Origin of the sequence: Pseudomonas sp. JL2, from assembly GCF_031570495.1 — a bacterium.
Taxonomy (GTDB): Bacteria; Pseudomonadota; Gammaproteobacteria; order Pseudomonadales; family Pseudomonadaceae; genus Aquipseudomonas; species Aquipseudomonas rhizophila.
In genome coordinates, this window is record NZ_JAKUDH010000018.1 from 112,182 (window position 1) to 136,831 (window position 24,650).

A 24,650-nucleotide genomic window follows, 5' to 3' on the forward strand; every position below is an offset into this window, starting at 1 on the left:
GGAGCGCAGCATGAAAGCTTTTACCCAGCACACTGGTCTTGTCGCGCCTTTGGATCGTGCCAACGTCGACACCGACCAGATCATCCCCAAGCAGTTTTTGAAGTCGATCAAGCGCACCGGCTTCGGCCCGAACCTGTTTGACGAGTGGCGCTACCTGGATGTGGGCCAGCCGTACCAGGACAACTCCAAGCGCCCGTTGAACAAGGATTTCGTCCTCAACGCCGAACGTTACCAAGGCGCCAGCGTGTTGCTGGCCCGCGAAAACTTCGGCTGCGGCTCCAGTCGCGAACACGCGCCATGGGCCCTTGAAGAGTACGGCTTTCGCAGCATCATTGCGCCGAGCTACGCCGACATCTTCTTCAACAACAGCTTCAAGAACGGCTTGTTGCCGATCATCCTGAGCGACGCTGAAGTCGATGAGTTGTTCCAGCAGGTCGAGGCCAACCCCGGCTATCAACTGCAGATCGACCTGGCGGCCCAGACCGTGACCCGTCCTGACGGCAAGGTGTTGCGTTTCGAGATCGATGCATTCCGTAAGCACTGCCTGCTCAACGGTCTGGACGACATCGGCCTGACCTTGCAGGACGGCGAGGCGATTGCCACGTTCGAGGCCAAGCACCGGGCGAGCCAGCCTTGGTTGTTTCGGGATGCTTGATTGATCTGAGATTGATGTCGTCAGTGCTGGCCCCTTCGCGAGCAAGCTCGCTCCCATAGGTGTTTTGTGAACACCATAAATCCCCTGTGGGAGCGAGCTTGCTCGCGATGGGGTCCGCCCAGGCAATAAAAAACCATAAGGACATCCCATGACCACCACCGCCCACAGTCAGGTCGTACAAAAGCAATTCGGTGAACAGGCTTCGGCCTATCTGAGCAGTGCCGTGCACGCCCAGGGCACTGAGTTCGCCCTGCTGCAGGCTGAGCTTGCCGGGCGCGGCGAGGCCCGTGTGCTGGACCTGGGCTGCGGCGCTGGGCACGTGAGTTTCCATGTGGCGCCGCTGGCCGGTGAAGTGGTGGCCTACGACCTGTCCCAGCCAATGCTTGACGTTGTAGCTACGGCGGCAGCGGATCGTGGTCTGAGTAACATCACCACGGTGTGCGGCGCCGCCGAACGCCTGCCGTTCGCTAACGCTGAGTTCGACTTCGTGTTCAGCCGCTATTCGGCGCATCATTGGAGCGACCTGGGCTTGGCGCTGCGGGAAGTGCGCCGGGTGCTCAAGCCGGGTGGAGTGGCGGCGTTCATTGATGTCCTGTCACCCGGCATGCCGTTGTTGGACACGTACCTGCAAAGCGTTGAGGTGCTGCGTGACACCAGCCATGTTCGCGATTATTCGGCCGGCGAGTGGTTGCGCCAGGTCAGCGAGGCGGGGTTGCATACCCGCAGCACCACGCGCCAGCGTCTGCGCCTGGAGTACCAGTCGTGGGTCGAGCGCATGCGCACCCCCGAAGTGATGCGTGGGGCGATCCGTGAGCTGCAGCGATCGATGGGTGTTGAGGTGCGTGAATATTTTGAGATTGAGGCCGATGGTTCGTTCAGTACAGACGTACTGGTGCTGTGGGCCGAGCGATAGCACTTTTTCCGGCCAGTCCAAGCGCGGGCCGACAGAGCAAACGAGGAAAACATGAGCAAGCAGATTCTGATTCTCCCAGGCGACGGTATTGGCCCGGAAATCATGGCCGAAGCGGTCAAGGTCCTGGAACTGGCGAACGACAAGTACGGCCTGGGCTTTGAACTCAGCCACGATGTGATCGGCGGCGCTGCGATCGACAAGCATGGCGTCCCCCTGGCCGATGAAACCCTGGATCGCGCGCGTGCCGCCGATGCCGTACTGCTGGGCGCCGTGGGCGGCCCGAAATGGGACAAGATCGAACGCGACATCCGTCCTGAGCGCGGCCTGCTGAAGATCCGTGCGCAACTGGGCCTGTTCGGCAATCTGCGTCCGGCAATCCTCTACCCGCAACTGGCCGACGCTTCGAGCCTGAAGCCGGAAATCGTTTCGGGCCTGGACATCCTCATCGTCCGTGAACTGACCGGCGGTATCTACTTCGGCGCCCCGCGCGGCACCCGTGAGCTGGATAATGGCGAGCGTCAGGCCTACGACACCTTGCCGTACAGCGAGAGCGAAATCCGCCGTATCGCCCGGGTCGGTTTTGATATGGCACGGGTGCGCGGCAAAAAACTGTGCTCGGTGGACAAGGCCAACGTCCTGGCTTCCAGCCAGCTGTGGCGCGAAGTGGTCGAGCAGGTGGCCAAGGATTACCCGGACATCGAACTGAGCCACATGTACGTCGACAACGCCGCCATGCAACTGGTGCGCGCGCCCAAGCAGTTCGACGTGATCGTCACCGACAATATGTTCGGTGACATCCTGTCCGATGAAGCCTCGATGCTCACCGGCTCCATCGGCATGCTGCCGTCGGCCTCCCTGGATGCCAACAACAAAGGCATGTACGAGCCATGCCACGGTTCGGCGCCGGACATTGCCGGGCAGGGCATTGCCAACCCGTTGGCAACCATCCTGTCGGTGTCGATGATGCTGCGCTACAGCTTCAGTCTCAATGACGCGGCTGATGCCATCGAGAAGGCGGTCAGTGTGGTATTGGATCAAGGTTTGCGCACGGGCGACATCTGGTCGACCGGTTGTACCAAAGTCGGTACGCAGCAAATGGGCGATGCAGTAGTCGCCGCGTTGCGTAATCTGTAATCTTTGCGGCCCACCGCTTCGACGGTGGCCCACTTTTGTATAGGTGTAGTTGCGATGAAACGTGTAGGTCTGATCGGTTGGCGCGGCATGGTCGGTTCCGTGCTCATGCAGCGAATGCTGGAAGAGCAGGATTTCGATCTCATTGAACCGGTGTTTTTCACCACCTCCAATGTCGGTGGCCAGGGCCCGTCCGTGGGCAAGGACACCGGTGCGCTCAAGGATGCCTACAGCATTGACGAGCTCAAGACCCTTGATGTGATCCTGACCTGTCAGGGTGGCGACTACACCAGCGAAGTCTTCCCGAAACTGCGTGAAGCCGGCTGGCAGGGTTACTGGATCGACGCCGCCTCCAGCCTGCGCATGCAGGACGACGCCGTGATCATTCTCGACCCGGTGAACCGCAAGGTCATCGACCAGCAACTGGACGCGGGCACCAAGAACTACATTGGCGGCAACTGCACCGTAAGCCTGATGCTGATGGGCCTGGGCGGCCTGTTCGAGGCCGGTCTGGTGGAGTGGATGAGTGCCATGACCTATCAGGCGGCCTCGGGGGCCGGCGCGCAGAACATGCGTGAACTGATCAAGCAAATGGGTGCGACCCACGCCGCTGTCGCCGATGACCTGGCCAACCCGGCCAGCGCCATCCTGGACATCGATCGCAAGGTCGCCGAGGCGATGCGCAGCGATGCGTACCCGACCGAGAACTTCGGCGTGCCGTTGGCCGGCAGCCTGATCCCGTGGATCGACAAGGAACTGCCGAACGGCCAGAGCCGTGAAGAGTGGAAGGCCCAGGCCGAAACCAACAAGATCCTCGGTCGCTTCAAGAGCCCGATCCCGGTGGACGGCATCTGCGTGCGTATCGGTGCCATGCGCTGCCACAGCCAGGCGCTGACCATCAAGTTGAACAAAGACGTGCCGATCGCCGACATCGAAGGGCTGATCAGCCAGCACAACCCTTGGGTCAAGCTGGTGCCGAACAACCGCGAAATCAGCATGCAGGAGCTGAGCCCGACCAAGGTCACCGGCACCTTGAACGTACCGGTGGGTCGTCTGCGCAAGTTGAACATGGGCTCGCAATTCGTCGGTGCCTTCACCGTCGGCGACCAGTTGCTGTGGGGCGCGGCCGAACCGCTGCGTCGCATGCTGCGGATTCTGCTCGAGCGTTGATCGGTCTCTGCTGTGAAAGAGCCCGTGCCTTGTGAGAGGTGCGGGTTTTTTTATGGGAACGGTGTCGTCCGTGACATCGTCATCGCGAGCAAGCTCGCTCCCACAGTGGATCTTCAGTGGCCACAACACCTGTGGGAGCGAGCTTGCTCGCGATGGGGCCAGTACAACCACTGCAAACTCCCCTGCCAATTGCCTGCATACCCCCCACCCGGTAAAGTGCCGCTCCCCACGTTTTACCTGAGGTAGACCCATGAGCCAGTCCTTTGATATTGCCGTGATCGGCGCCACCGGTACTGTCGGCGAAACCCTTGTCCAGATTCTCGAAGAACGTGACTTCCCGATCGGCAACCTGCACCTGCTGGCCAGCAGCGAGTCGGCAGGAAGCTCGGTGATGTTTCGCGGCAAAAATGTGCGGGTGCGCGAAGTCGACGAATTTGATTTCGGCAAAGTCCAACTGGTGTTTTTTGCCGCCGGCCCGGCGGTGACCCTGAGCTTCGCCCCGCGTGCCACGGCGGCCGGTTGCGCGTTGATTGACCTGTCCGGCGCCCTGCCGCCTGAGCAGGCGCCGCAGATCGTGCCGGAAGCCAACGCCGGGCTGCTGGCGGGTCTGAGCAAGCCGTTTCAAGTCAGCAGTCCCAGTGCGTCGGCGACCGCGCTGGCCGTGGTGCTGGCGCCGCTGCGCCAATGCCTGGCGTTGCAGCGTATCAGCCTGACCGCCAGTCTCGCTGTGTCCGCTCAGGGCCGCGCCGCCGTCAGTGAGCTGGCCCGTCAGACTGCCGAGTTGCTCAATGCACGTCCCCTTGAGCCGAAATTTTTCGATCGGCAAATGGCGTTCAACCTGCTGGCTCAGGTGGGTACCCCGGACGAGCAGGGTCACACGCTGCTGGAAAAGCGTCTGGTGCGTGAATTGCGTCAGGTGCTGGAACAGCCTTCGTTAAAGATTTCCGTCACTTGCATTCAAGCCCCGGTGTTTTTTGGCGATAGCTTTAGCGTGACTGTGCAGGCAGCCGGCGCCGTCGACCTGGCGAAAGTCAACGCAGCCTTGGAGGCGGCACCCGGCATCGAGCTGGTGGAGGCGGGCGATTACCCGACCCCGGTGGGCGATGCGGTAGGGCAGGATGTAGTCTACGTTGGACGTGTGCGCGGGGGGATCGATGACCCGGCGGAACTAAATATGTGGCTGACGTCAGATAACGTACGCAAGGGCGCGGCGCTCAATGCTGTGCAAGTGGCTGAGTTGTTGATAAAAGACCTGCTGTAAAAGATACTTGGCAACAATTTGTCGAATGATTCTAGCTGGGCGCTATGCTTGGCCAGAGTGCTGAAGGCGAACCTCCCTCTCGGGGCTTTCCCCGAGCATGAGTGAAACGATCGCGCGCGCCGTTGCTTCGGGGGGCGCGCAATGCCTTACGGCAGCGGCATCAACACCTTCTCGCTGGCCGAGGAATGTTCAAACAAAGGAAGAGGCTATGGTTCAAGTTCGCAAACTGGTGTTAGCAATAGCGGCCGCCTCGGCGCTGTCCTCCGGTATGGCGCAAGCACTCGGGCTCGGGGAATTGACCCTGAAGTCGCCGCCGAACCAGCCTCTGGTCGCCGAGATCGAGCTGCTCGACGTCCAGCAATTGACCGCCGCCGAAGTCGTGCCGAGCCTGGCCTCGCCCGAGGAGTTTGCCAAGGCCGGGATCGACCGCCAGGCGTTTCTCAATGACCTGACCTTCACCCCGGTAATCAATGCCAATGGCAAGAGCGTCTTGCGGGTGACTTCCAGCCAGCCGCTGTCGGAGCCGATGGTCAAGTTTCTGGTGCAGGTGATGTGGCCCAATGGCCGCCTGTTGCGCGACTACAGCGTGTTGATCGACCCTTCCAAATTCTCCCCCCAGGCGGCTGACGCCGCCCGGACGAAGCCGTCCCAGGTCGTCTCCACGCCGGTGACGGGCGCCACCAAGCCTTCCCAATACACCACCACGCCGCGCGATACACTTTGGGAAATTGCTGCCAAGGTGCGCAACGGCGGGTCGATCCAGCAAACCATGCTGGCGATCCAGGCGTTGAACCCGGACGCATTCATCAACGGCAACATCAATCTGCTCAAGACCGGCAAGGTATTGCGTCTGCCGGACCCGGTGCAAAGCACCGCGTTGCCGCAACCCCAGGCTATCGCTGAAGTGGCTGCGCAGAATGCCGCCTGGCGCCAGGGGCGGCGGGGCGTTGCGCGTTCCGGCCAGCAGCAGTTGGACGGTACCAAGCGTGGTGGCAGTCAAGCTGCACCGGCCCAGGCGGCCGGTCGCGATAATCTGAGTCTGGTCTCCGCCGAGGCCGCGAAGGCCGGCGCCAAAGGCGCTGCCGGCGATGCCCAAGCCCTGAGCAACCAGCTCGCGGTCACCCAGGAAAGCCTCGATTCGGCTCGCCGCGACAATGAAGAGCTCAAAAGCCGCATGGCGGATCTGCAGAGCCAACTGGACAAGCTGCAGCGCCTGATCGAGCTGAAGAACAATCAGCTGGCCAAAATGCAGGCTGATGGTGTCGCCGTACCGCCGCTCGATGAGTCGGCCCCGGCGATGTCGGCAGAATTGACGCCGGACCCAACGGCACAAGCTCCTGCGCCCGCGCCTGAAGCGACGCCGCCCGCGACTCCCGTGGAGCCAGCTCCGGCAGCGTCCAGCGAACAAAAGTACAACGATCTGCTGACCAATCCGATCCTGTTGGGTCTGGTTGGCGGTGGCGCGTTGATCCTGCTGTTGTTGCTGCTGTTGCTGGCCCGTCGCCGCAAGGCGCAACAGGAAGCCGAGAAGCACTTGCGCATGGCCCGAGCCCTCGAGGAGGAGGCTGATTTCTCCCCGGAGCTCGATCTGCCCCCGAGCAGCTTCGAGGGCATTGAAGTTCCACCGCCAAGCGTAAAGCTCGAACCAAAACCCGCTCCCGCGCCAGCGCCCAAGCCAGCCCCGGTGATTGCTCCCGTGATCGTCACGCCGCCGATCGCCGCGCCATTGGTGGCTCCGGCTGCCGAGCGTTCCGACGATGTGCTGGGGCAGGCCCAGTCCCACATTGATCGTGGTCGTTTGAATCAGGCGGCCGATCTGCTTGAGCAAGGCATCAAGGCCGAGCCTCAGCGCAGCGACCTGCGCCTGAAACTGATGGAAGTCTACGGTCAGCAGGGCGACCGCGATGCTTTTGTTGCCCAAGAGCGCCAACTGGTGGCCAACGGCGAAAACTATGCCCAGGTCGAACAGCTCAAAAGCCGTTTCCCGGCCATGGTGGTCGCCACCACTGCCGGTCTGGCCGCAGCGGCAGTCGCTGCCGAGTTGGACGCCCAGTACGTCAAGGATTTGCTGGAAGACACGCCGCCCACCGATGAGGAGCTCGACAGCGCCTTCGACCTGAGCCTTGAGGATCTGGAAGCCGCACCGGCAACGCCTGAGCCAGAGCCTGTCGTCGAGCTGGATGCATTCCCATCCGATGATGACCTGGACTTCGAATCGTTGCTCAAGCAGCAGACCGAGGCCAATGAAAGCCTGGATGACCTGTCGGAGTTCGACCTTGACCTGGGTGCCGACGCCCCGGCGCCGACGCCGGCCCTGGCCGACGAAGACTTCCTGCTGGACCTGGATGACGACCTCAAGGGCCTGGATGAGCCTGCCGTCCAAACCCCTGCGGTGGCCGACACCCCGTCTGACGACCTTGAGCTGCCGGAAGATTTCGACCTGTCCCTGGCCGATGAAATGGACGTGCAAGACAAACCCAAGGACGCCTTCGAGTCCGAACTGGACGATGTCAATGCCGAGCTTGAGCGCCTGTCCGACAGCCTCGCTCAGCCGACTTTCACTGCCGAAGACGCGTTGGCCAGTGCCGACGATGAGCCGGATTTCGACTTCCTCAGCGGTACCGATGAAGTGGCGACCAAGCTCGATCTGGCCCAGGCCTACATCGACATGGGTGACAACGATGGTGCCCGGGATATCCTCGGCGAAGTCCTCAGCGAAGGCGATGCCACGCAGAAGAGCGAGGCGCAGGAAATGTTGTCGCGCCTGGCCTGAGGTGATCGGGTAAACAAAAGCGGCAGCCGGTGAGGCTGCCGTTTTTGTTTGGGCTGGAGTTTAGGTTGGCTGGCGGGCCTCATCGCGAGCAGGCTCGCTCCCACAGAGGTTCTCGAGTATTCACAAATCCTGCGCCCAGCACAGATCCCTTGTGGGAGCGAGCCTGCTCGCGATGGCGCCAGTACATTCAACACATGACCACCGGTTGGACTGGCATCCCATCCCGTCGGCCTTATAATGCCCGCCTTTGCGTACTTCAGCAGGCTGTAATTCCTTGGCAAACATAGACAACCCGGCCGCCGAAATGGCGGCCGACGGCTTTTTCCGGATCGCCCTGGGCGTTGAATATAAAGGCTCGCGCTATCGCGGCTGGCAGCGCCAGGCCTCCGGTGTGGCGACGGTGCAGGAAACCCTCGAAAACGCACTGTCCAAAGTCGCTGATTCGCCCGTGTCGCTGCATTGTGCCGGCCGTACCGATGCCGGCGTGCACGCCTGCGGCCAGGTGGTGCATTTCGACACCCAGGTCGAGCGTTCGATGAAGGCCTGGGTCATGGGGGCCAACATCAACTTGCCTCACGACGTCAGTGTCAGCTGGGCCAAGGCAATGCCGGCGCATTTCCATGCACGCTTCAAGGCCATCGCCCGGCGTTATCGCTACGTGATCTACAACGACCAGATCCGCCCCGCGCATCTGAACGAAGAAATCACCTGGAACCACCGTCCGCTGGACGTCGAGCGCATGGCTGAAGCCGCGCAGTACCTGGTCGGTGTTCATGATTTCAGTGCCTTTCGCGCCGGCCAGTGCCAGGCCAAGTCACCGATCAAAGAGCTGCATCACCTGCGGGTGACCCGCCACGGCAAAATGATCGTGCTCGATATCCGCGCCAGCGCCTTCCTGCATCACATGGTGCGCAACATCGCGGGGGTGCTGATGACCATCGGTGCCGGTGAGCGGCCGGTGGAGTGGATCAAGGAAGTGCTTGAAAGCCGCATCCGGCGTTCCGGCGGCGTGACGGCGCACCCGTTTGGCCTGTACCTGGTGCAGGTCGAATACCACGATGAATTCGAGCTGCCACAGCGTTACATCGGGCCACATTTCCTCACGGGCTTCTCGGAACTCGACGGCTGACGCCCTGCGCAGCATTTGCTACCATCCGGGACTTTCACGGATTTGCCTGAGGTTTTGACGACATGCCGGCCGTTCGCAGCAAGATTTGCGGGATCACCCGCGTCGAGGACGCGCTGGCGGCGGTGGAGGCTGGTGCCGATGCCATCGGGCTGGTGTTTTATGCCAAGAGCCCGCGCGCGGTGACGGTGCAGCAGGCGAGGGCGATCATCCGGGCCTTGCCTCCGTTCGTGACCCCCGTCGGCCTGTTCGTCAACGCCAGTCGTTGTGAGCTGGGCGAGATACTCGACGCGGTGCCGTTGGCCCTGTTGCAGTTTCACGGGGACGAGGCGCCGGCCGATTGCGAGGGCTGGCATCGGCCGTACATCAAGGCGTTGCGGGTCAAGGCCGGTGATGACATCGCGGCCAGTTGCGATGCCTTTGCCGGTGCCAGTGGCATACTGCTGGACACCTATGTGGAAGGCGTTCCCGGTGGGACTGGTGAAGCATTCGACTGGTCGCTGGTGCCCCAGGGCCTGAGCAAACCGATTATCCTCGCCGGTGGGTTGACGGCGCAAAACGTGGCCGAAGCCATCCGTCAGGTTCGCCCTTACGCGGTCGATGTCAGCGGTGGGGTAGAGCAAAGCAAGGGCATCAAGGATCCGGCCAGGATTCGTGCGTTCATGGCCGCTGTACGCAGCAGCCAGTAGTCAATGTGACGGCTGGCAGACTGCCGCCGTCCATACCAGCACTGTACAAAGCAGGCAGGCGCCGCCTCCGGGTGGGCCGATAGCGTAGTGGTAGCCGCGGTGCCGCGGTTGCCGGGATGGCTGAGGAGGTTGGGCTGCACGCAGGTCATGCTTCGCGCTGATCGTGGTGGTCCCTCGACCCTCGCCGCACAATGAATTTAGCTCAAGGGCATACGCGGGACCGCGAACCAGAGCGTTCGGGTCACCGGTACTGGAGAAAGAAAGCATGAGCAACTGGTTGGTAGACAAACTGATCCCTTCGATCATGCGTTCCGAGGTGAAAAAAAGCTCGGTGCCTGAAGGTCTGTGGCACAAATGTCCATCCTGCGAAGCGGTGCTGTACCGCCCCGAGCTGGAAAAGACCCTGGACGTTTGCCCCAAGTGCAACCATCACATGCGCATCGGTGCGCGTGCCCGTATCGACATCTTCCTGGACGCCGAAGGCCGTGTTGAGCTGGGTGCCGACCTGGAGCCGGTGGACCGCCTGAAATTCCGCGACGGCAAGAAGTACAAGGATCGCCTGACCGCGGCCCAGAAGCAGACCGGCGAAAAAGACGCCCTGGTGTCCATGAGCGGCACCCTGCTGGGCATGCCGGTGGTGGTTTCGGCCTTCGAGTTCTCCTTCATGGGGGGCTCCATGGGGGCCATCGTCGGTGAGCGCTTCGTGCGTGCCGCCAACCATGCCCTGGAAAACCGTTGCCCGATGATCTGCTTTGCCGCTTCCGGCGGTGCACGTATGCAGGAAGCGCTGATCTCCCTGATGCAAATGGCCAAGACCTCCGCGGTGCTGGCGCGTCTGCGGGAAGAAGGCATTCCGTTCATCTCGGTGCTGACCGATCCGGTCTACGGCGGCGTTTCCGCCAGCCTGGCGATGCTGGGCGATGTGATCGTTGGCGAGCCGAAGGCGCTGATCGGTTTTGCCGGTCCGCGCGTTATCGAGCAGACCGTGCGCGAAAAATTGCCGGAAGGCTTCCAGCGCAGTGAGTTCCTGCTGGAGCACGGCGCCATCGACATGATCATCCACCGCCAGGAGTTGCGTCCGCGTCTGGGCAATCTGCTGGCGCAACTGATGGGCCTGCCGACCCCGAAATTCGTCGCCGCCCCCATCGAGCCGATCGTGGTTCCGCCGGTGCCAGCGAACATATGACCCAACGTACCCTGGGCGATTGGCTTGCCTACCTTGAGCAGTTGCATCCGTCAGCCATCGACATGGGGCTGGAGCGCTCGCAAGCGGTAATGTCCCGCATGGGACTGGCCAAGCCGGCGCCCCGGGTCATCACCGTTACCGGCACCAATGGCAAGGGTTCGACCTGCGCCTTCGTGGCCTCGCTGTTGCGGGCCCAGGGGTTGAGCGTAGGTGTCTACAGTTCGCCGCACCTGTTGCGCTACAACGAGCGGGTGCAGATCAACGGCGTCGAAGCCTCTGACGCCGAGTTGTGCGAAGCCTTTGCTGCGGTGGAAGCCGGGCGGGGCGAGATTTCCCTTACCTATTTCGAGATGGGTACCCTGGCGGCGTTCTGGCTGTTCGCGGGTGCCGGTCTTGATGCCGTGGTGCTTGAAGTCGGCCTGGGTGGCCGGCTCGATGCTGTCAATCTGGTGGATGCGGACGTTGCGCTGGTCACCAGCATCGGTGTGGACCATACCGATTATCTGGGTGACACCCGTGAGTCCGTCGCCTTCGAGAAAGCCGGCATCTTCCGCCCGGGCGCGCCTGCGCTCTGTGGTGACCTCAATCCCCCTCAACCGTTGCTGGACAAGGTCCGCGAGCTGAGCTGCCCGTTCTTCCTGCGCGGGCGGGATTTCGACCTGGCAATGACTGAGCAGCATTGGCAATGGCGGGGCAGTGACGCCCGGGGCAATCCGGTGGAACTGCACGATTTGCCGCTGCTGGAGCTGCCGATGGAAAACGCCGCGCTGGCGCTCCAGGCCTACCTGTTGCTGGACCTGCCATGGCATGCCGGGCAAATTATCGAAGCGTTGCAAGCGACTCGCGTCGTCGGTCGTCTAGATCGTCGCCAGTTCGATTGGCACGGCAAGCGCCTGAATCTGCTGCTTGATGTCGGCCACAACCCTCATGCGGCGCAGTATCTGGCTGAGCGCCTGGCGCGGCGGCCGGTAGCCGGGCGCCGCCTGGCGGTGTTCGGGCTGCTTGGCGACAAGGATCTGGATGGCGTTGTCGATGCGTTGGGTGCTAGTGTCCAGCATTGGGCGGTAGCACCGCTGGATTCTCCGCGCTCGCGCCCGGCTGCCGAACTACGGGAAGCCTTGCAGCGTCGCGGCGCTTGCGTAGAGACTTATGACAGCGTGGCCGCGGCGCTGGAAGGGCAGTGCGCCCTGGCGACGGTCGACGATGAGATCCTGCTGTTCGGATCATTTTTTTGTGTTGCCGAGGCCCTTCAATGGCTGGCCCGGCGCTCCACGGAGGAAGCTGCAGATGGCATTGCTGGATAAAGCGTACAAGCAGCGCATGGTCGGGGCCCTGGTATTGGTGGCCTTGGCGGTGATTTTCCTGCCGATGCTGTTTTCTCGTCAGGATGAGCAGCGCCAGGTTACGGTCGACGCTCCGGCTGCCCCTCAGGCGCCGTCTGTTGCGCCCGTGCAGGTCGAGCCGGTGCTGGTGCCTGAACCTGAAGCGCTACCCCAGGAACCCGTTCCGAGCGACGAGGAGCTGGCCGAGCAACCTGCGCCTTCCCTGCCGATTGAGCCTGCGCCGGCGGCGCCCGCCACAGCAGCGCCGGCTCCGAGCAAGCCGGCAGTCGCTCCAGCCCCGGCAGCACCGGTGGCCAAGCCGGCGCCGACCCAACCGATTACCGCAGCCCCGGCCAAGCCGGATACCACGCAAAGCCGCGTGGACGCCAACGGTCTGTCGGTCAGTTGGTCCGTTCAGTTGGCCAGCCTGAGCAATCGTGAGAGTGCCGAAAAACTGCAGAAAACCCTGCGCAGCCAGGGCTACAACGCCTATATCCGCACCGCCGATGGCAAGAATCGCGTATTTGTGGGGCCGCTGATCGAGCGTGCCGAGGCCGATCGGCTGCGGGACCTGCTCAGCCGCCAGCAGAACCTCAAGGGTTTTGTGGTGCGTTTTCAGCCTGAGCGCGGTTGACGGCGGTTTGCCTGATTTGAATCACACTGACAATCGCAGCTTACCGACAGCTCTGGCCTCTGCTAAAATGCGCCGCCTTATCCGTCTGTAGGCTGCACCGTGCCATTTACCTGGGTTGACTGGGCGATCGTTGCAATCGTCGCCATCTCCGCATTGATCAGTCTGAGCCGCGGCTTCGTCAAGGAAGCCCTCTCGCTGCTGACCTGGATCATCGCGGGGGTCGTAGCCTGGATGTTTGGTGGTTCGTTGTCCCAGTACCTCGCCGGATACATTGAAACTCCGTCGGCCCGCGTGATCGCGGGCTGTGCCATCTTGTTTATCGCCACCTTGCTGGTCGGCGCAATGATCAACTACCTGATCGGCGAACTGATTCGCGTCACCGGGCTTTCCGGGACGGACCGGTTCCTGGGCATGGCCTTCGGCGCGGCGCGTGGCGCGTTGCTGGTGGTCGTGGCTGTCGGGCTATTGAGCCTGGGGCCGGTACAGCAGGATACGTGGTGGCAGGAGTCCCGGCTCGTGCCACAATTTCTATTGGTCGCAGACTGGTCCAAGAACCTGATCCTGGGTTGGAGCAGTCAGTGGCTTGCCAGCGGTATCAGCGTACCCGCTGAAATACCGTTCAAGGAACAACTCTTGCCGATGGCCAAAACGCCGCAGTGAGTGTTGTTCAGTTCAGATCCATTAAGTAGGGGTTGTGTCGCATGTGTGGCATCGTCGGTATCGTCGGTAAGTCGAACGTCAATCAGGCGCTGTATGACGCGCTAACCGTGCTCCAGCACCGCGGCCAGGACGCTGCCGGTATCGTGACCAGCCATGACGGCCGGTTATTCCTGCGCAAGGACAACGGGCTGGTGCGTGACGTGTTCCATCAGCGTCACATGCAGCGCCTGGTCGGTCACATGGGCATTGGCCATGTGCGCTACCCAACAGCGGGCAGCTCGACTTCGGCCGAAGCCCAGCCGTTCTACGTCAACTCGCCGTACGGCATCACGTTGGCGCACAACGGCAACCTGACCAACGTCGAGCAGTTGGCCAAGGAGATCTACGAATCGGACCTGCGCCACGTCAATACCAACTCCGACTCGGAAGTGATGCTCAACGTCTTCGCCCATGAACTGGCCCAGCGCGGCAAGCTGCAGCCTACCGAAGAAGACGTGTTCGCCGCTGTGACCGACGTGCATAACCGCTGCGTCGGCGGCTACTCGGTCGTGGCGATGATCACCGGTTACGGCATCGTCGGTTTCCGCGACCCCCATGGCATCCGCCCGATCGTGTTCGGCCAGCGTCACACCGACGAAGGCGTCGAGTACATGATTGCCTCGGAAAGCGTGTCCCTGGATGTGTTGGGCTTCACCCTGATTCGCGACCTGGCCCCGGGCGAAGCGGTCTACATCACCGAAGACGGCAAGTTGTTCACCCGTCAGTGCGCGACCAACCCGAGCCTGACTCCGTGCATCTTCGAGCACGTCTACCTGGCGCGCCCGGACTCGATCATCGACGGCATCTCGGTCTATAAGGCCCGCCTGCGCATGGGCGAGAAACTGGCCGACAAGATCTTGCGCGAGCGGCCGGACCACGACATCGACGTGGTCATCCCGATCCCGGACACCAGCCGCACCGCGGCCCTGGAGCTGGCGAACCACCTGGGCGTCAAGTTCCGCGAAGGCTTCGTGAAGAACCGTTACATCGGCCGTACCTTCATCATGCCCGGCCAGGCCGCGCGGAAAAAATCGGTACGCCAGAAGCTCAACGCCATCGAACTGGAATTTCGCGGCAAGAACGTGATGCTGGTGGATGACTCCATCGTGCGCGGAACCACGTGCAAGCAGATCATCCAAATGGCCCGTGAAGCCGGTGCCAAGAACGTATACTTCTGCTCGGCGGCGCCGGCCGTGCGTTATCCGAACGTCTACGGCATCGACATGCCGAGCGCCCACGAGCTGATCGCCCACAATCGCACTACCCAGGAAGTGGCCGACCTGATCGGCGCCGACTGGCTGATCTATCAGGACCTGCCGGACCTGATAGAAGCGGTGGGTGGTGGCAAGATCAAGATCGAGCAGTTCGACTGCGCAGTGTTTGACGGCAAGTACGTCACCGGTGACGTCGATGAGGCCTACCTGAACAAGATCGAGAACGCTCGTAACGATGCGTCCAAGGCCAAGACCCAGGCGGTCAGCGCGATCATCGATCTGTACAACAACTGAGTGACAAGCCGGCCCTGAGGGGCCGGTTTGCGTTTAATGACTACAGGAGCGACAGCATGAGTCAGGATTGGGATGCCGGTCGGCTGGACAGCGACCTTGAGGGTGTAGCGTTCGATACCCTGGCGGTCCGCGCCGGTCAGCACCGCACGCCGGAAGCCGAGCATGGCGATCCGATGTTCTTCACGTCCAGCTACGTGTTCCGTACCGCTGCCGATGCGGCGGCACGGTTTGCCGGCGAGGTGCCGGGCAACGTCTACTCGCGCTACACCAACCCCACCGTGCGGGCTTTCGAAGAGCGCCTCGCCGCTCTGGAAGGTGCCGAGCAGGCTGTGGCCACCGCCACCGGCATGGCGGCGATCATGGCCGTGGTCATGAGCTTTTGCAGCGCTGGCGACCACGTGCTGGTGTCGCGCAGTGTCTTCGGCTCGACCATCAGCCTGTTCGAAAAGTACTTCAAGCGTTTCGGCGTGGAAGTTGATTACGTGCCCCTGGCGGACTTGTCCGGTTGGGATGCGGCAATCAAGCCCAACACCAAGATGCTGTTTGTCGAATCGCCGTCCAACCCCCTGGCCGAGCTGGTGGACATCGCCGCGTTGGCGGAAATCGCCCACGCCAAGGGCGCCATGCTGGTGGTCGATAACTGCTTCTGCACGCCGGCGTTGCAACAGCCACTGAAGCTGGGTGCCGACGTGGTGGTGCATTCGGCGACCAAGTTCATCGATGGCCAGGGTCGTTGCATGGGCGGCGTGGTGGCCGGTCGTGGCGAGCAGATGAAAGAAGTGGTGGGCTTCCTGCGCACCGCCGGGCCGACCTTGAGTCCGTTCAACGCCTGGATCTTCCTCAAAGGCCTGGAAACCCTGGGCCTGCGTATGAAAGCCCATTGCGCCAACGCCCAACTGCTGGCTGAGTGGCTGGAGCAGCAGGATGGCATCGAGAAAGTGCACTACGCCGGCCTCAAGAGCCATCCGCAACATGACCTGGCCGCGCGTCAGCAGCGCGGTTTCGGTGCGGTGGTGAGTTTCGAGGTCAAAGGGGGCAAGGAGGGCGCCTGGCGCTTCATCGACGCCACCCGGTTGATTTCCATCACCGCCAACCTGGGTGACAGCAAAACCACCATCACTCACCCAAGCACCACCTCCCACGGTCGCCTGACGCCCCAGGAGCGTGAAGCAGCGGGCATCCGCGACAGCCTGATCCGCGTTGCGGTGGGTCTGGAGGACGTGGCTGACCTGCAAGCCGATCTGGCCCGTGGGTTGGCCGCCTTGTGATCGAGCTGGCAACGCCGCGCGGCGGCACTCATGGCCGGGTAGCTCTGGTGACAGGCGCCGCGCGGGGTATCGGCCTGGGGATTGCCACCTGGCTGATCTGTGAAGGCTGGCAGGTGGTGCTGACTGACCTGGATCGTGAGCGCGGCTCCAAGGTCGCCAAGACGCTGGGGGAGAACGCCTGGTTCATCACCATGGATGTGGCGGATGAGACGCAAGTCGCCACGGGAATCGCCGAGGTGTTGGGCCAGTTTGGGCGGCTTGACGCGCTGGTGTGCAACGCGGCCATCGCCGATCCCCACAACATCACCCTGGAAAGCCTGGATCTGGCCTACTGGAATCGGGTCCTGGCGGTGAACCTGGGTGGTCCCATGCTGTTGGCCAAGCATTGTGCGCCATACCTGCGTGCCCACAATGGCGCCATCGTCAACCTGGCCTCGACCCGTGCCGCACAATCAGAACCCGACACCGAAGCCTATGCGGCGAGCAAGGGCGGCTTGCTCGCCCTGACCCATGCCTTGGCGATCAGCCTTGGGCCGGAGATCCGGGTCAATGCTGTCAGCCCCGGCTGGATCGACGCACGGGACCCGTCCCAGCGTCGCGCGCAGCCGCTCACCGATGCCGATCATGCTCAGCATCCGGCAGGCAGGGTAGGCACGGTGGAGGATGTAGCGGCAATGGTGGCGTGGCTGTTGTCGCGCAATGCCGGTTTTGTCACGGGGCAGGAGTTCGTGGTGGACGGCGGCATGACCAAGAAAATGATTTATGAGTGAAGGCAGCTGCAAGCGGCAAGTTTTAAGCTGCAAGCAGGGCGGTGTGGATCCAGTGCTTTTAACTTGTAGCTTGGAGCTTGCCGCTTGAAACTGTTTTTGAAAAAAATCCAACCCTGCTATTGACTTAGCTTCGGTACCTGCGTAAATTTCGCGGCCTCAACGAAGCAAAGGGTGATTAGCTCAGCTGGGAGAGCGTCTGCCTTACAAGCAGAATGTCGGCGGTTCGATCCCGTCATCACCCACCATGTTTTACGAGAGTTTTGCGAAAGCAAGACGGAAGCTGTCAAAAGCCTCCACCGACGCGCAGCGGTAGTTCAGTCGGTTAGAATACCGGCCTGTCACGCCGGGGGTCGCGGGTTCGAGTCCCGTCCGCTGCGCCATATTTTCCGAAGCAGGTTCGCCTGGTTCGAGATCCAAGCCCAAGAGGTTGGATCAGACGAGTTAACTGGACGCAAGTCCATAGCGATACGCAGCGGTAGTTCAGTCGGTTAGAATACCGGCCTGTCACGCCGGGGGTCGCGGGTTCGAGTCCCGTCCGCTGCGCCATATTTTCCGAAGCAGGTTCGCCTGGTTCGAGATCCAAGCCCAAGAGGTTGGATCAGACGAGTTAACTGGACGCAAGTCCATAGCGATACGCAGCGGTAGTTCAGTCGGTTAGAATACCGGCCTGTCACGCCGGGGGTCGCGGGTTCGAGTCCCGTCCGCTGCGCCATATCTGCTTCGAGGCCCACTGAACGCCTTGAAGCTAAGAAGAAAGCTGAAAAGCTACTTCTAGTCGATAGCAAAGACCCTGGTCGAAAGACCGGGGTTTTTTGTTTTCGGGATAATGACACTGAAAGGTTGGAACGCGCCCGTGGCGAGGGAGCTTGCTCCCGCTGGGCTGCGCAGCAGCCCTTTTCTATGAAGTCGTCCGACGAGTCTCAGAACCCAAGCCTATCCCGCAGCCCGTAATACCAAGCCCCCATCGCCGCGAACGGCGTGCGCAACAACTGACCGCCGGGGAAAGGGTAGTGCGGCAGATCGGCAAACGCATCGAAACGCTCAGCCTGACCACGCAGCGCCTCGGCCAGGACCTTGCCCGCCAGGTGCGTATACGTCACGCCATGGCCGCTGCAGCCCTGGGAATAATAAATGTTGTCCCCCAGGCGCCCGACCTGCGGAAGGCGCGATAGCGTCAGCAGGAAGTTTCCGGTCCAGGCGTAGTCGATCTTCACGTCCTTGAGCTGCGGGAATGCCTTGAGCATCTTCGGACGAATGATCGCTTCAATATTCGCCGGATCCCTCGCGCCATACACCACGCCGCCGCCGAAAATCAGACGCTTGTCGCCCGTGAGTCGGTAGTAATCGAGCAAGTAATTGCAGTCTTCAACACAATAATCCTGGGGCAACAGGCTGCGAGCCAGCTCATCGCCCAACGGTTCGGTAGCAATCACCTGTGTACCGCAAGGCATGGACTTGGCTGCCAGCTCCGGCACCAAATTGCCCAAGTAAGCATTGCCCGCCACGATGATGAACTTGGCCCTGACCTTGCCCTGCGGTGTATGCACAACCGGGCTGGCGCCACGCTCGATGCGCACCGCCGGCGACTGCTCATAAATCACCCCGCCAAGAGACTCCACCGCCGCCGCCTCACCGAGGGCCAGGTTCAGCGGATGAATATGCCCACCGCTCATGTCCAGCATCCCGCCCACATACTCCTCGCAGGCCACCACCTCGCGAATACGCCGCTGATCCAGCAACTCCAACTGGGTATGCCCGAAACGCTCCCATAAACGCTTCTGCGACTCCAGATGGCCCATTTGCTTGGCGGTAAGGGCAGCGAACACTCCGCCATCCTTCAAATCACACTGAATCTGATACTTCGCCACCCGCTCGCGAATGATCCGACCGCCCTCGAACGCCATATTGCCCAGCAACTGCGCCTGCTGAGGCCCGACACTGCGCTCGATCACGTCGATGTCGCGGCTGTAACTGTTAACGATCTGCCCGCCATTACGACCCGAAGCCCCAAAGCCGACCTTTGCCGCCTCAAGGACCGTGACCTTGAAACCGTTCTCCAGCAGAAACAGCGCAGAGGACAGGCCGGTGTAACCAGCGCCGATCACGCAAACATCCGTTTCGACATCATCCTGCAGGGCAGGGCGAGCTGGAACCGGATTGGCCGACGCGGCGTAATAAGATTCTGGATACGGTGTGTTCGCCATTCTGCAACCTCTGTTTTATATTTTTTACGAATGCGCCGATCCTACCCGAGATAAAAATCAGCCGCCAGCCACCGCCAAATCTTCGGCGCTTGGGCGAAATTAAATATTTTGCATATTCATAGGGTTAGGTGAAAAAAAGGTATTGACACCCCTTCGGAATTCCGTAGAATGCCGCCTCACAGCAGGCACGTAGCTCAGTTGGTTAGAGCACCACCTTGACATGGTGGGGGTCGTTGGTTCGAGTCCAATCGCGCCTACCAAACAAAATCCGCTCTGCTGGGCGGTGTGAGGGGGAATCCGAAAGGGTTCCCCTTTTTCTTTGCCTAAGAAAACGTTCACAAATTATAGGCTTCGTTCACACAAGGCAATGTGAACGTGGATTCATGCCTGCCTCTGTTCACACTCAGATTTGTGAACGACTCAACCTAACCTATTGATACGTAAGGCTTGAGCACTTTCTTGTCTAGGTGGTGGTACGTTCGCAAGCTCACTCCCTTGCCCGTTGTTCGTACCTCACAAGGGCAGGCTTTCTAACCAACTGAGCTACGTGCCTGCTGTGAGGCGGCAGACGCCTATCGGCCACGCTCTACACCCCAACGCTCTGTGTTGAATCATGAACGCCATGGCCGACGCTGTAGGAATTCTGTGGGCGCTCGCTTGGTAGGGGTGGGCAGGGGGTTAGGGGGAGGGTGCTTATATATGCAATGTGGCTCATGAATTTCCGCTAGAAATTCAGCATTCGCTGATGAATGCAATTGAGGGCAGGGTGCTCTGCCCTCAGCCAACCTTACGCGTACTGCGTTAGCTTCCATGTTACTGCTTGGCCGCCGTATGGCGGGAAGCGATTCCCCTTCGCAATGGGTGCGGAGGTGCTCGGTGTGCCTACCACTGTCCAAACCCCACTCTCTGGGCAGCTCTGTCCTGTGGTCCCTGTTGTTCCGATTGGTGCTTTAGCCATCTTCCTGCTCCTGTCAAAAAATATGCGCAATCTCATGATCGGCAATTGAGCTTAGTCGATGATTTCATTTTGGTATCATAAGCGTGAAATATCCCATAAATTCTAGGGGAGGTACCTCTAATGAAATGGTTATCTGCGTCAATCCTTCTATCTGCGCTGATCCTCTCCTACGCAATTAGCCTGCCTTTTCGGGATTGTGTGTCTGGGTATATCACCCAAGCTAAGAGCTCTGAGGCGTCCGTACGAGCGTTAGCGGCAATGACATGTCAGGTGCAGAGAGGCTAGGTTTGACGGTTGTTAGAGGGTAGAGTATGTATGCGATTCATAGGCAAACGGGCCTAGCACACGCTGAACTGTACGTCTCAGAGAGTGAGGCGCTTCTACGTCAGTAGCTTCATAGCGAACCTTTAATGGTGTAGTGGTGGTGTGAACGCTCTGAAGACCGAGCCGGTGGTTTGTAAACAGGCCGAGGTGCCACCCTCAGAGGTGGAGCGCTTACCCCTTCTGGCGTTGTTAGGAGGGCAGGTTACTGGTAGCTGAACTATCAGGCACAGAAGACGCTAGCCCCTGTGAAGAACGGCCAATGTGGTAACGCATTGAGCACCCCAAAGGGGCATCTAGGAATCTCCTAGAAACAGAGCGTAATGCTCTCTATGCCCTAGCTATGTCCATTCCTCACCATTTTGAATCTGGTCAATGATCCTAAAGGTCATTACACCCCTTCTGTTTTAATAAATAATTATTCTATTTGCCGCCTATAAGGCTGAGTCTCTGTACGTCAGCTTCATATTCGTCAGCAATGCGCTTGCTAATCGCCACTTCACGCTCTACATCTGCTTTCCTTGGGCGTCCTACTGGTCTTACGCTACCAGTTACCTTAAGCATTTCCTTAACCGCTGCTATGTTTCCGTTGACTAACTCCTGTTTCAATATCTCAATGGACTTATCATGCCAGTAGATACGGTGTTCCTCCTTCCATCCTTGTTCTTCAGCGTAAATGTCTAAGGTGAGCATGGTTACGCCTAAGCGTTTAGCCAGGTCGCAGTGTGAATTGGTCTCAATGTATTCGGTCTTGTCTTTGTCTGTAAGGTTCATGGTGCTCTCGGTCTTGTATGTTGGATTGTGATTGCTAGAGTGAGTGAATAGCAGATGATATTTAGGGCTATGGCTAGAACGCTGTAGTTCTGCATTATCTGTAAGATTAATAGCTGAGTGTACTGAAGGCATAGCAAGAGAGTTAGGAGGTAGGTCACGGTCTAATAGCAGGTGCTTCCTCAATACCCTTAAGTCTGCATCGGGATATATAGCCTACGGCTTGTAGGGTGATGCGATGAGTAAGAGATAGGTTGTATAACGCTTGATGGTCATTGCGCTTAGCAATAATCTCCTTAGCTAAGCCCCTGCGAAGAATTATATTTTTGAAGGTGAATGAAGTAACGCTAGGTATTCTAATGGTGTCTGTATCTAACATGTGGTTATCCATTGATGGGTGTAGTCTTAACGTCACTGCGTGACAGAAGCAAGAGCAAGAGCACGCCACGTAGTGGCATACGCAAATAAGAAAGATCAAGAGCGGATTACTAGTAGGTGCTCTGCTTTTGATTCTCTCTTTAATGCGTGCTCTTTGTCGGCTGTGCCGACGTTGCTTTTGCTTTTGATTTTATTGTTAAGTGTAAAGTGTCCACAATCCCTTAAAGATACTCTAAGAGAAAGTGGACAGTTCGAGCTGTCAGTTAGCAGTTTGAAGCCATTTGGATACGATACTTTTGCTAACATTCATGACTGATGCAATCTTCCTGAGAGAAAGACCTTCAGAGGCTAGTGCTTTAGCAGTGAGAATATTATCTTCTAGCTTGCTTCGGGAGCGAGTGTTAGGTGCTGGTCGAGTAAGGTCTTTTAGGATTAGGTGATTGCCCCTAAGATCGAATGCTAGATGGCGTGCTGATTCCTCTGTAGGTACAAAGTGAACAGTAGGTCTATCATTGCTAAATGTCCTAATACTGCTGCGTGTTGCAGCTTGAAATATTAGTTCTCTATAGCGTTCATTGCGCAGGGCGTGCTTGCCTATTGCTGAAGAGATAGCCATTTTCTCTAGCATCTCAGAGTTGTTCTGGTCGTCAATAGGATTAGGGTTGCCGTGGATTAGTGACAGCGTATTGTGTACGTCTGAGTATCCATTCAATCCCCTCGCATCAAAGGGAATACGTATTACATTAGGGTGATCCTCGAAAGGATACTTACACCATTCATGAGCCTGTACAAGGAGGGGTTCACCTTGTACGAATTCTATAGCGTCACGTAACAGCGAATGCCCATATACCTTATCGCTCCACTCTTCAGCTACAGCACCATCAGGAAGCGTAAGAAGCATGGTCTTGCTAACCTTACTACCACCAATCAATGGATAGATGTAGCTCTCGAATTTATAGCGTCTGTATTCCGGTGTGAATTTTGACGCTGCAGTGGTATAGCCCTTGGTGAGGGCATGCTGATAGGCAAGGGTGCCTGTGACGTTGGCTCCAAGGATATGTGTTTCAGAGGCGTGCTCATAGATCCCGCTTAAGTCAAAGTAGTCAATCACCCTAACTTGCCATTTCCATTTGCTTTCCTTCTTGCTGAGATACTCCTTGATGAATACATCTGCTTTGCCCCTGAGTAGTGCCCCTAGGCAAGTAGTAATGGTTGACATTCCCTTGTCATCTATTACATCTGAATAGATTGCTCTTGCTTCCTTGGTCATTCCTAGTTTGATAGATGCTTTGGTCGAGACGTTATCAATCTCAATGAATTTCTCTAGGAAGTTAGTGTAGGCGTGATCGCCAATATCTCGGGTGAGATTGTTAGCGACCGATGGGACTTCATCAATGACCACAATCCAATCTTGCAGGTAGCATGGATCAATGTCTAGTAAGGTCTTATGCGTGATGATAAGGACCTTAGGTTCATCTTCAAGCAGCGTGCATTCTACGGTGTCAGTGACATGCTTGTGGGTGTCACTATTGATTACGCAAATGTGATTTATTCCAATGGCCTGGATACGCTTAACGACATCCTTTGACAGCACCTTGGTAGGTACGGCATACAGGTAGCGTTTATAAGGGTCAGAATCTAGCTCTTTGATGAATTGTTCTGTCTTGCCTGTACCCGGTGTAGCTTCTGCTACGTATATAATCCTTGCGTCACTTGGGATCAATCAGTTTTCCTTCTTTAAGTAGGCTGTCTACTAGCTTGATAATGTAGCTCGGATGAGTGAAGTTACCTGTTAGCTCGTGAGGGATTTTGTTCCCCTTGATATTCAGGACTTTATAGTAGCCATACTGGCTCATCCCATATTCCACAAATTTGTAGTCACGAACACCTGTGATGAGCCGGTTCTTCTGCTCGATACTACAGTCCATCGCTCCTAACTCAGAACGTCGCTCTTGTAACGCTCGTTGCTCTGCTTCTGTTAGATAGGTATTACCCATTAGTTTTCTCCTTGTTTGTAAGTGGCGCGGATAGCAGCCATTAGCTCAGCTTGCTCTTTCATGGTGGCACCTGTGAGCATGCTCTTGGATGTACCTGTAACCTTGCCTTGTTCATCACGCTGAAGGATGGTTTTGGGAGACTGTGATGCGAAGCTTTTAGATGCGTTATCGGCGTCTATTAGCTGACGTACAAGAGGGTCCGCTTGATAGAGTTCGTTAGCTACACGCTGTTTAGATTCCTTCCATTGTGAGAGAGCGTCCTTTGCAGAGCTAAGAGGTTTACCCTTTGGTAGAGGTGCTTCCTCTGTTAGCTGATAGCCCTGTTCAATCAATTCCGTAAGGACTCCCATAGGAGTATTACCAGTGCGGCGAGCAAGCTCGTTAACGTCAGACATAGTTATTGTTTTCATAATGATTCCTTAAGCTTCGATTGCACGATATTGATAGGTGGCATTAACATGTTCTGCTGATTTACGTCTTTCAATTAGGCCAACGCTCATTAGGTGCTTTATTACGTAGTCAACGCTTCGGCGTGGTAGTGCAGTTGCGCTAGAGAATGAACCTCTAGAAATTGTGGCCCATCCTGTAACGTCTTCACCATTACGGATCATCAGATAGATAATCTTTCGTGGTAGCGTATTTAATGCTTGGTGCTGGACAGCAATAATCTCTTCCAGTGTGATAGTCATAGTTTTCTCTCGCTCGATTACTTTGGTCATGGCGTTTCTTTTTCAAACGACAGGCACAACCCGTTTCCTCAGACTCAAGGAGTGGGTGTTTATCAGGTGGAAAATTAACGCCTCTACTACCTATACTGATTTTCGAGGGTGAAGGTCTACACGGGCACGGCAAAATATTTTCTAAGGGTAACTCTCGCTACTCATCATCCCATTACTCAATGAAGCTATGAGCCCCC

The 24,650-nt window shown here is 58.6% G+C and carries 21 protein-coding genes and 5 tRNA genes; 20 read left to right on the forward strand and 6 right to left on the reverse strand.

The genetic code is table 11. The annotated features are described in order from the left end of the window. Nucleotides 1–10: 10 nt before the first annotated feature. The 19 genes from leuD (at nucleotide 11) to MKS85_RS21225 (ending at nucleotide 17,817) form a co-directional block, all read left to right on the forward strand. Complete coding sequence (gene leuD / locus MKS85_RS21135) at nucleotides 11–655, forward strand: 3-isopropylmalate dehydratase small subunit (RefSeq protein ID WP_047229245.1); 645 nt, start codon at nucleotides 11–13, stop codon at nucleotides 653–655. Between the two features lie 148 nt (nucleotides 656–803). Beyond that, nucleotides 804–1,568 carry a class I SAM-dependent methyltransferase gene (locus tag MKS85_RS21140; protein ID WP_188251363.1) on the forward strand — a complete coding sequence of 255 codons (765 nt, stop codon included), beginning with the start codon at nucleotides 804–806 and terminating at the stop codon, nucleotides 1,566–1,568. Between the two features lie 51 nt (nucleotides 1,569–1,619). Then, nucleotides 1,620–2,702: a 3-isopropylmalate dehydrogenase gene (leuB, locus tag MKS85_RS21145; protein ID WP_047229243.1), complete on the forward strand. Its 1,083-nt coding sequence runs from the start codon at nucleotides 1,620–1,622 to the stop codon at nucleotides 2,700–2,702. A gap of 54 nt (nucleotides 2,703–2,756) precedes the next feature. Beyond that, the gene (asd, locus tag MKS85_RS21150; RefSeq protein ID WP_047229242.1) at nucleotides 2,757–3,869 is read left to right on the forward strand and encodes an aspartate-semialdehyde dehydrogenase; all 1,113 of its coding nucleotides are present in this window, start codon (nucleotides 2,757–2,759) and stop codon (nucleotides 3,867–3,869) included. A gap of 250 nt (nucleotides 3,870–4,119) precedes the next feature. Next, nucleotides 4,120–5,130 carry an aspartate-semialdehyde dehydrogenase gene (locus tag MKS85_RS21155; protein WP_076383917.1) on the forward strand — a complete coding sequence of 337 codons (1,011 nt, stop codon included), beginning with the start codon at nucleotides 4,120–4,122 and terminating at the stop codon, nucleotides 5,128–5,130. Between the two features lie 208 nt (nucleotides 5,131–5,338). Beyond that, nucleotides 5,339–7,903, forward strand: a complete 2,565-nt coding sequence (locus MKS85_RS21160) for a FimV/HubP family polar landmark protein (protein WP_139049563.1) — start codon at nucleotides 5,339–5,341, stop codon at nucleotides 7,901–7,903. Between the two features lie 304 nt (nucleotides 7,904–8,207). After that, nucleotides 8,208–9,032, forward strand: coding sequence for a tRNA pseudouridine(38-40) synthase TruA (gene truA / locus MKS85_RS21165; RefSeq protein WP_047229296.1), 825 nt, complete (start codon nucleotides 8,208–8,210; stop codon nucleotides 9,030–9,032). 62 nt (nucleotides 9,033–9,094) lie between these two features. Continuing rightward, nucleotides 9,095–9,718, forward strand: coding sequence for a phosphoribosylanthranilate isomerase (locus tag MKS85_RS21170; RefSeq protein ID WP_092400407.1), 624 nt, complete (start codon nucleotides 9,095–9,097; stop codon nucleotides 9,716–9,718). A 265-nt stretch (nucleotides 9,719–9,983) separates the two neighbouring features. Next, a complete protein-coding gene (gene accD, locus MKS85_RS21175) occupies nucleotides 9,984–10,904 on the forward strand; it encodes an acetyl-CoA carboxylase, carboxyltransferase subunit beta (protein ID WP_047229238.1) in 921 nt (306 codons plus the stop codon). Next, on the forward strand, nucleotides 10,901–12,208 hold the full coding sequence (folC, locus tag MKS85_RS21180; protein WP_188251362.1) for a bifunctional tetrahydrofolate synthase/dihydrofolate synthase: 1,308 nt from the start codon (nucleotides 10,901–10,903) through the stop codon (nucleotides 12,206–12,208). The genes accD and folC overlap by 4 nt, the downstream gene beginning before the upstream one ends. Next, nucleotides 12,192–12,860, forward strand: coding sequence for an SPOR domain-containing protein (locus tag MKS85_RS21185; protein ID WP_188251361.1), 669 nt, complete (start codon nucleotides 12,192–12,194; stop codon nucleotides 12,858–12,860). The genes folC and MKS85_RS21185 overlap by 17 nt, the downstream gene beginning before the upstream one ends. A 99-nt stretch (nucleotides 12,861–12,959) precedes the next feature. Then, complete coding sequence (locus MKS85_RS21190; RefSeq protein WP_039593931.1) at nucleotides 12,960–13,520, forward strand: CvpA family protein; 561 nt, start codon at nucleotides 12,960–12,962, stop codon at nucleotides 13,518–13,520. Between the two features lie 41 nt (nucleotides 13,521–13,561). Next, a complete protein-coding gene (gene purF, locus MKS85_RS21195) occupies nucleotides 13,562–15,067 on the forward strand; it encodes an amidophosphoribosyltransferase (protein WP_047229235.1) in 1,506 nt (501 codons plus the stop codon). Nucleotides 15,068–15,123: 56 nt separating this feature from the next. Next, complete coding sequence (locus MKS85_RS21200) at nucleotides 15,124–16,335, forward strand: O-succinylhomoserine sulfhydrylase (protein ID WP_047229234.1); 1,212 nt, start codon at nucleotides 15,124–15,126, stop codon at nucleotides 16,333–16,335. Beyond that, nucleotides 16,332–17,105, forward strand: a complete 774-nt coding sequence (locus tag MKS85_RS21205) for an SDR family oxidoreductase (RefSeq protein ID WP_188251360.1) — start codon at nucleotides 16,332–16,334, stop codon at nucleotides 17,103–17,105. The genes MKS85_RS21200 and MKS85_RS21205 overlap by 4 nt, the downstream gene beginning before the upstream one ends. Before the next feature lie 169 nt (nucleotides 17,106–17,274). After that, nucleotides 17,275–17,350 (forward strand) — tRNA-Val (locus tag MKS85_RS21210). Between the two features lie 58 nt (nucleotides 17,351–17,408). After that, nucleotides 17,409–17,485: transfer RNA gene (locus MKS85_RS21215), tRNA-Asp, on the forward strand. An 89-nt stretch (nucleotides 17,486–17,574) separates the two neighbouring features. After that, a tRNA-Asp gene (locus MKS85_RS21220) sits at nucleotides 17,575–17,651 on the forward strand. A gap of 89 nt (nucleotides 17,652–17,740) precedes the next feature. Then, nucleotides 17,741–17,817: transfer RNA gene (locus tag MKS85_RS21225), tRNA-Asp, on the forward strand. A 208-nt stretch (nucleotides 17,818–18,025) separates the two neighbouring features. On the opposite strand, the gene MKS85_RS21230 is transcribed toward MKS85_RS21225, so the two are convergent. Then, a complete protein-coding gene (locus MKS85_RS21230; protein WP_047229232.1) occupies nucleotides 18,026–19,309 on the reverse strand; it encodes an FAD-binding oxidoreductase in 1,284 nt (427 codons plus the stop codon). A gap of 183 nt (nucleotides 19,310–19,492) precedes the next feature. Here MKS85_RS21230 and MKS85_RS21235 point away from each other — a divergent pair. Continuing rightward, a tRNA-Val gene (locus tag MKS85_RS21235) sits at nucleotides 19,493–19,569 on the forward strand. Nucleotides 19,570–21,011: 1,442 nt separating this feature from the next. On the opposite strand, the gene MKS85_RS21240 is transcribed toward MKS85_RS21235, so the two are convergent. From MKS85_RS21240 to MKS85_RS21260, 5 genes are all read right to left on the reverse strand, one after another. Beyond that, entirely contained in the window at nucleotides 21,012–21,362 is a 351-nt protein-coding gene (locus MKS85_RS21240; RefSeq protein ID WP_310663121.1) for a hypothetical protein, read from the reverse strand. Between the two features lie 634 nt (nucleotides 21,363–21,996). After that, complete coding sequence (locus tag MKS85_RS21245; protein ID WP_310663122.1) at nucleotides 21,997–23,460, reverse strand: DEAD/DEAH box helicase family protein; 1,464 nt, start codon at nucleotides 23,458–23,460, stop codon at nucleotides 21,997–21,999. Further along, a complete protein-coding gene (locus MKS85_RS21250) occupies nucleotides 23,447–23,734 on the reverse strand; it encodes a hypothetical protein (RefSeq protein WP_310663123.1) in 288 nt (95 codons plus the stop codon). Before MKS85_RS21250 ends, MKS85_RS21245 begins: the two co-directional genes overlap by 14 nt. Further along, nucleotides 23,734–24,144, reverse strand: a complete 411-nt coding sequence (locus tag MKS85_RS21255; protein WP_310663124.1) for a hypothetical protein — start codon at nucleotides 24,142–24,144, stop codon at nucleotides 23,734–23,736. Before MKS85_RS21255 ends, MKS85_RS21250 begins: the two co-directional genes overlap by 1 nt. Before the next feature lie 9 nt (nucleotides 24,145–24,153). Next, nucleotides 24,154–24,453 (reverse strand): hypothetical protein, encoded by a 300-nt coding sequence (locus MKS85_RS21260; RefSeq protein WP_310663125.1) that lies wholly within the window; start codon nucleotides 24,451–24,453, stop codon nucleotides 24,154–24,156. Nucleotides 24,454–24,650 lie beyond the last annotated feature (197 nt).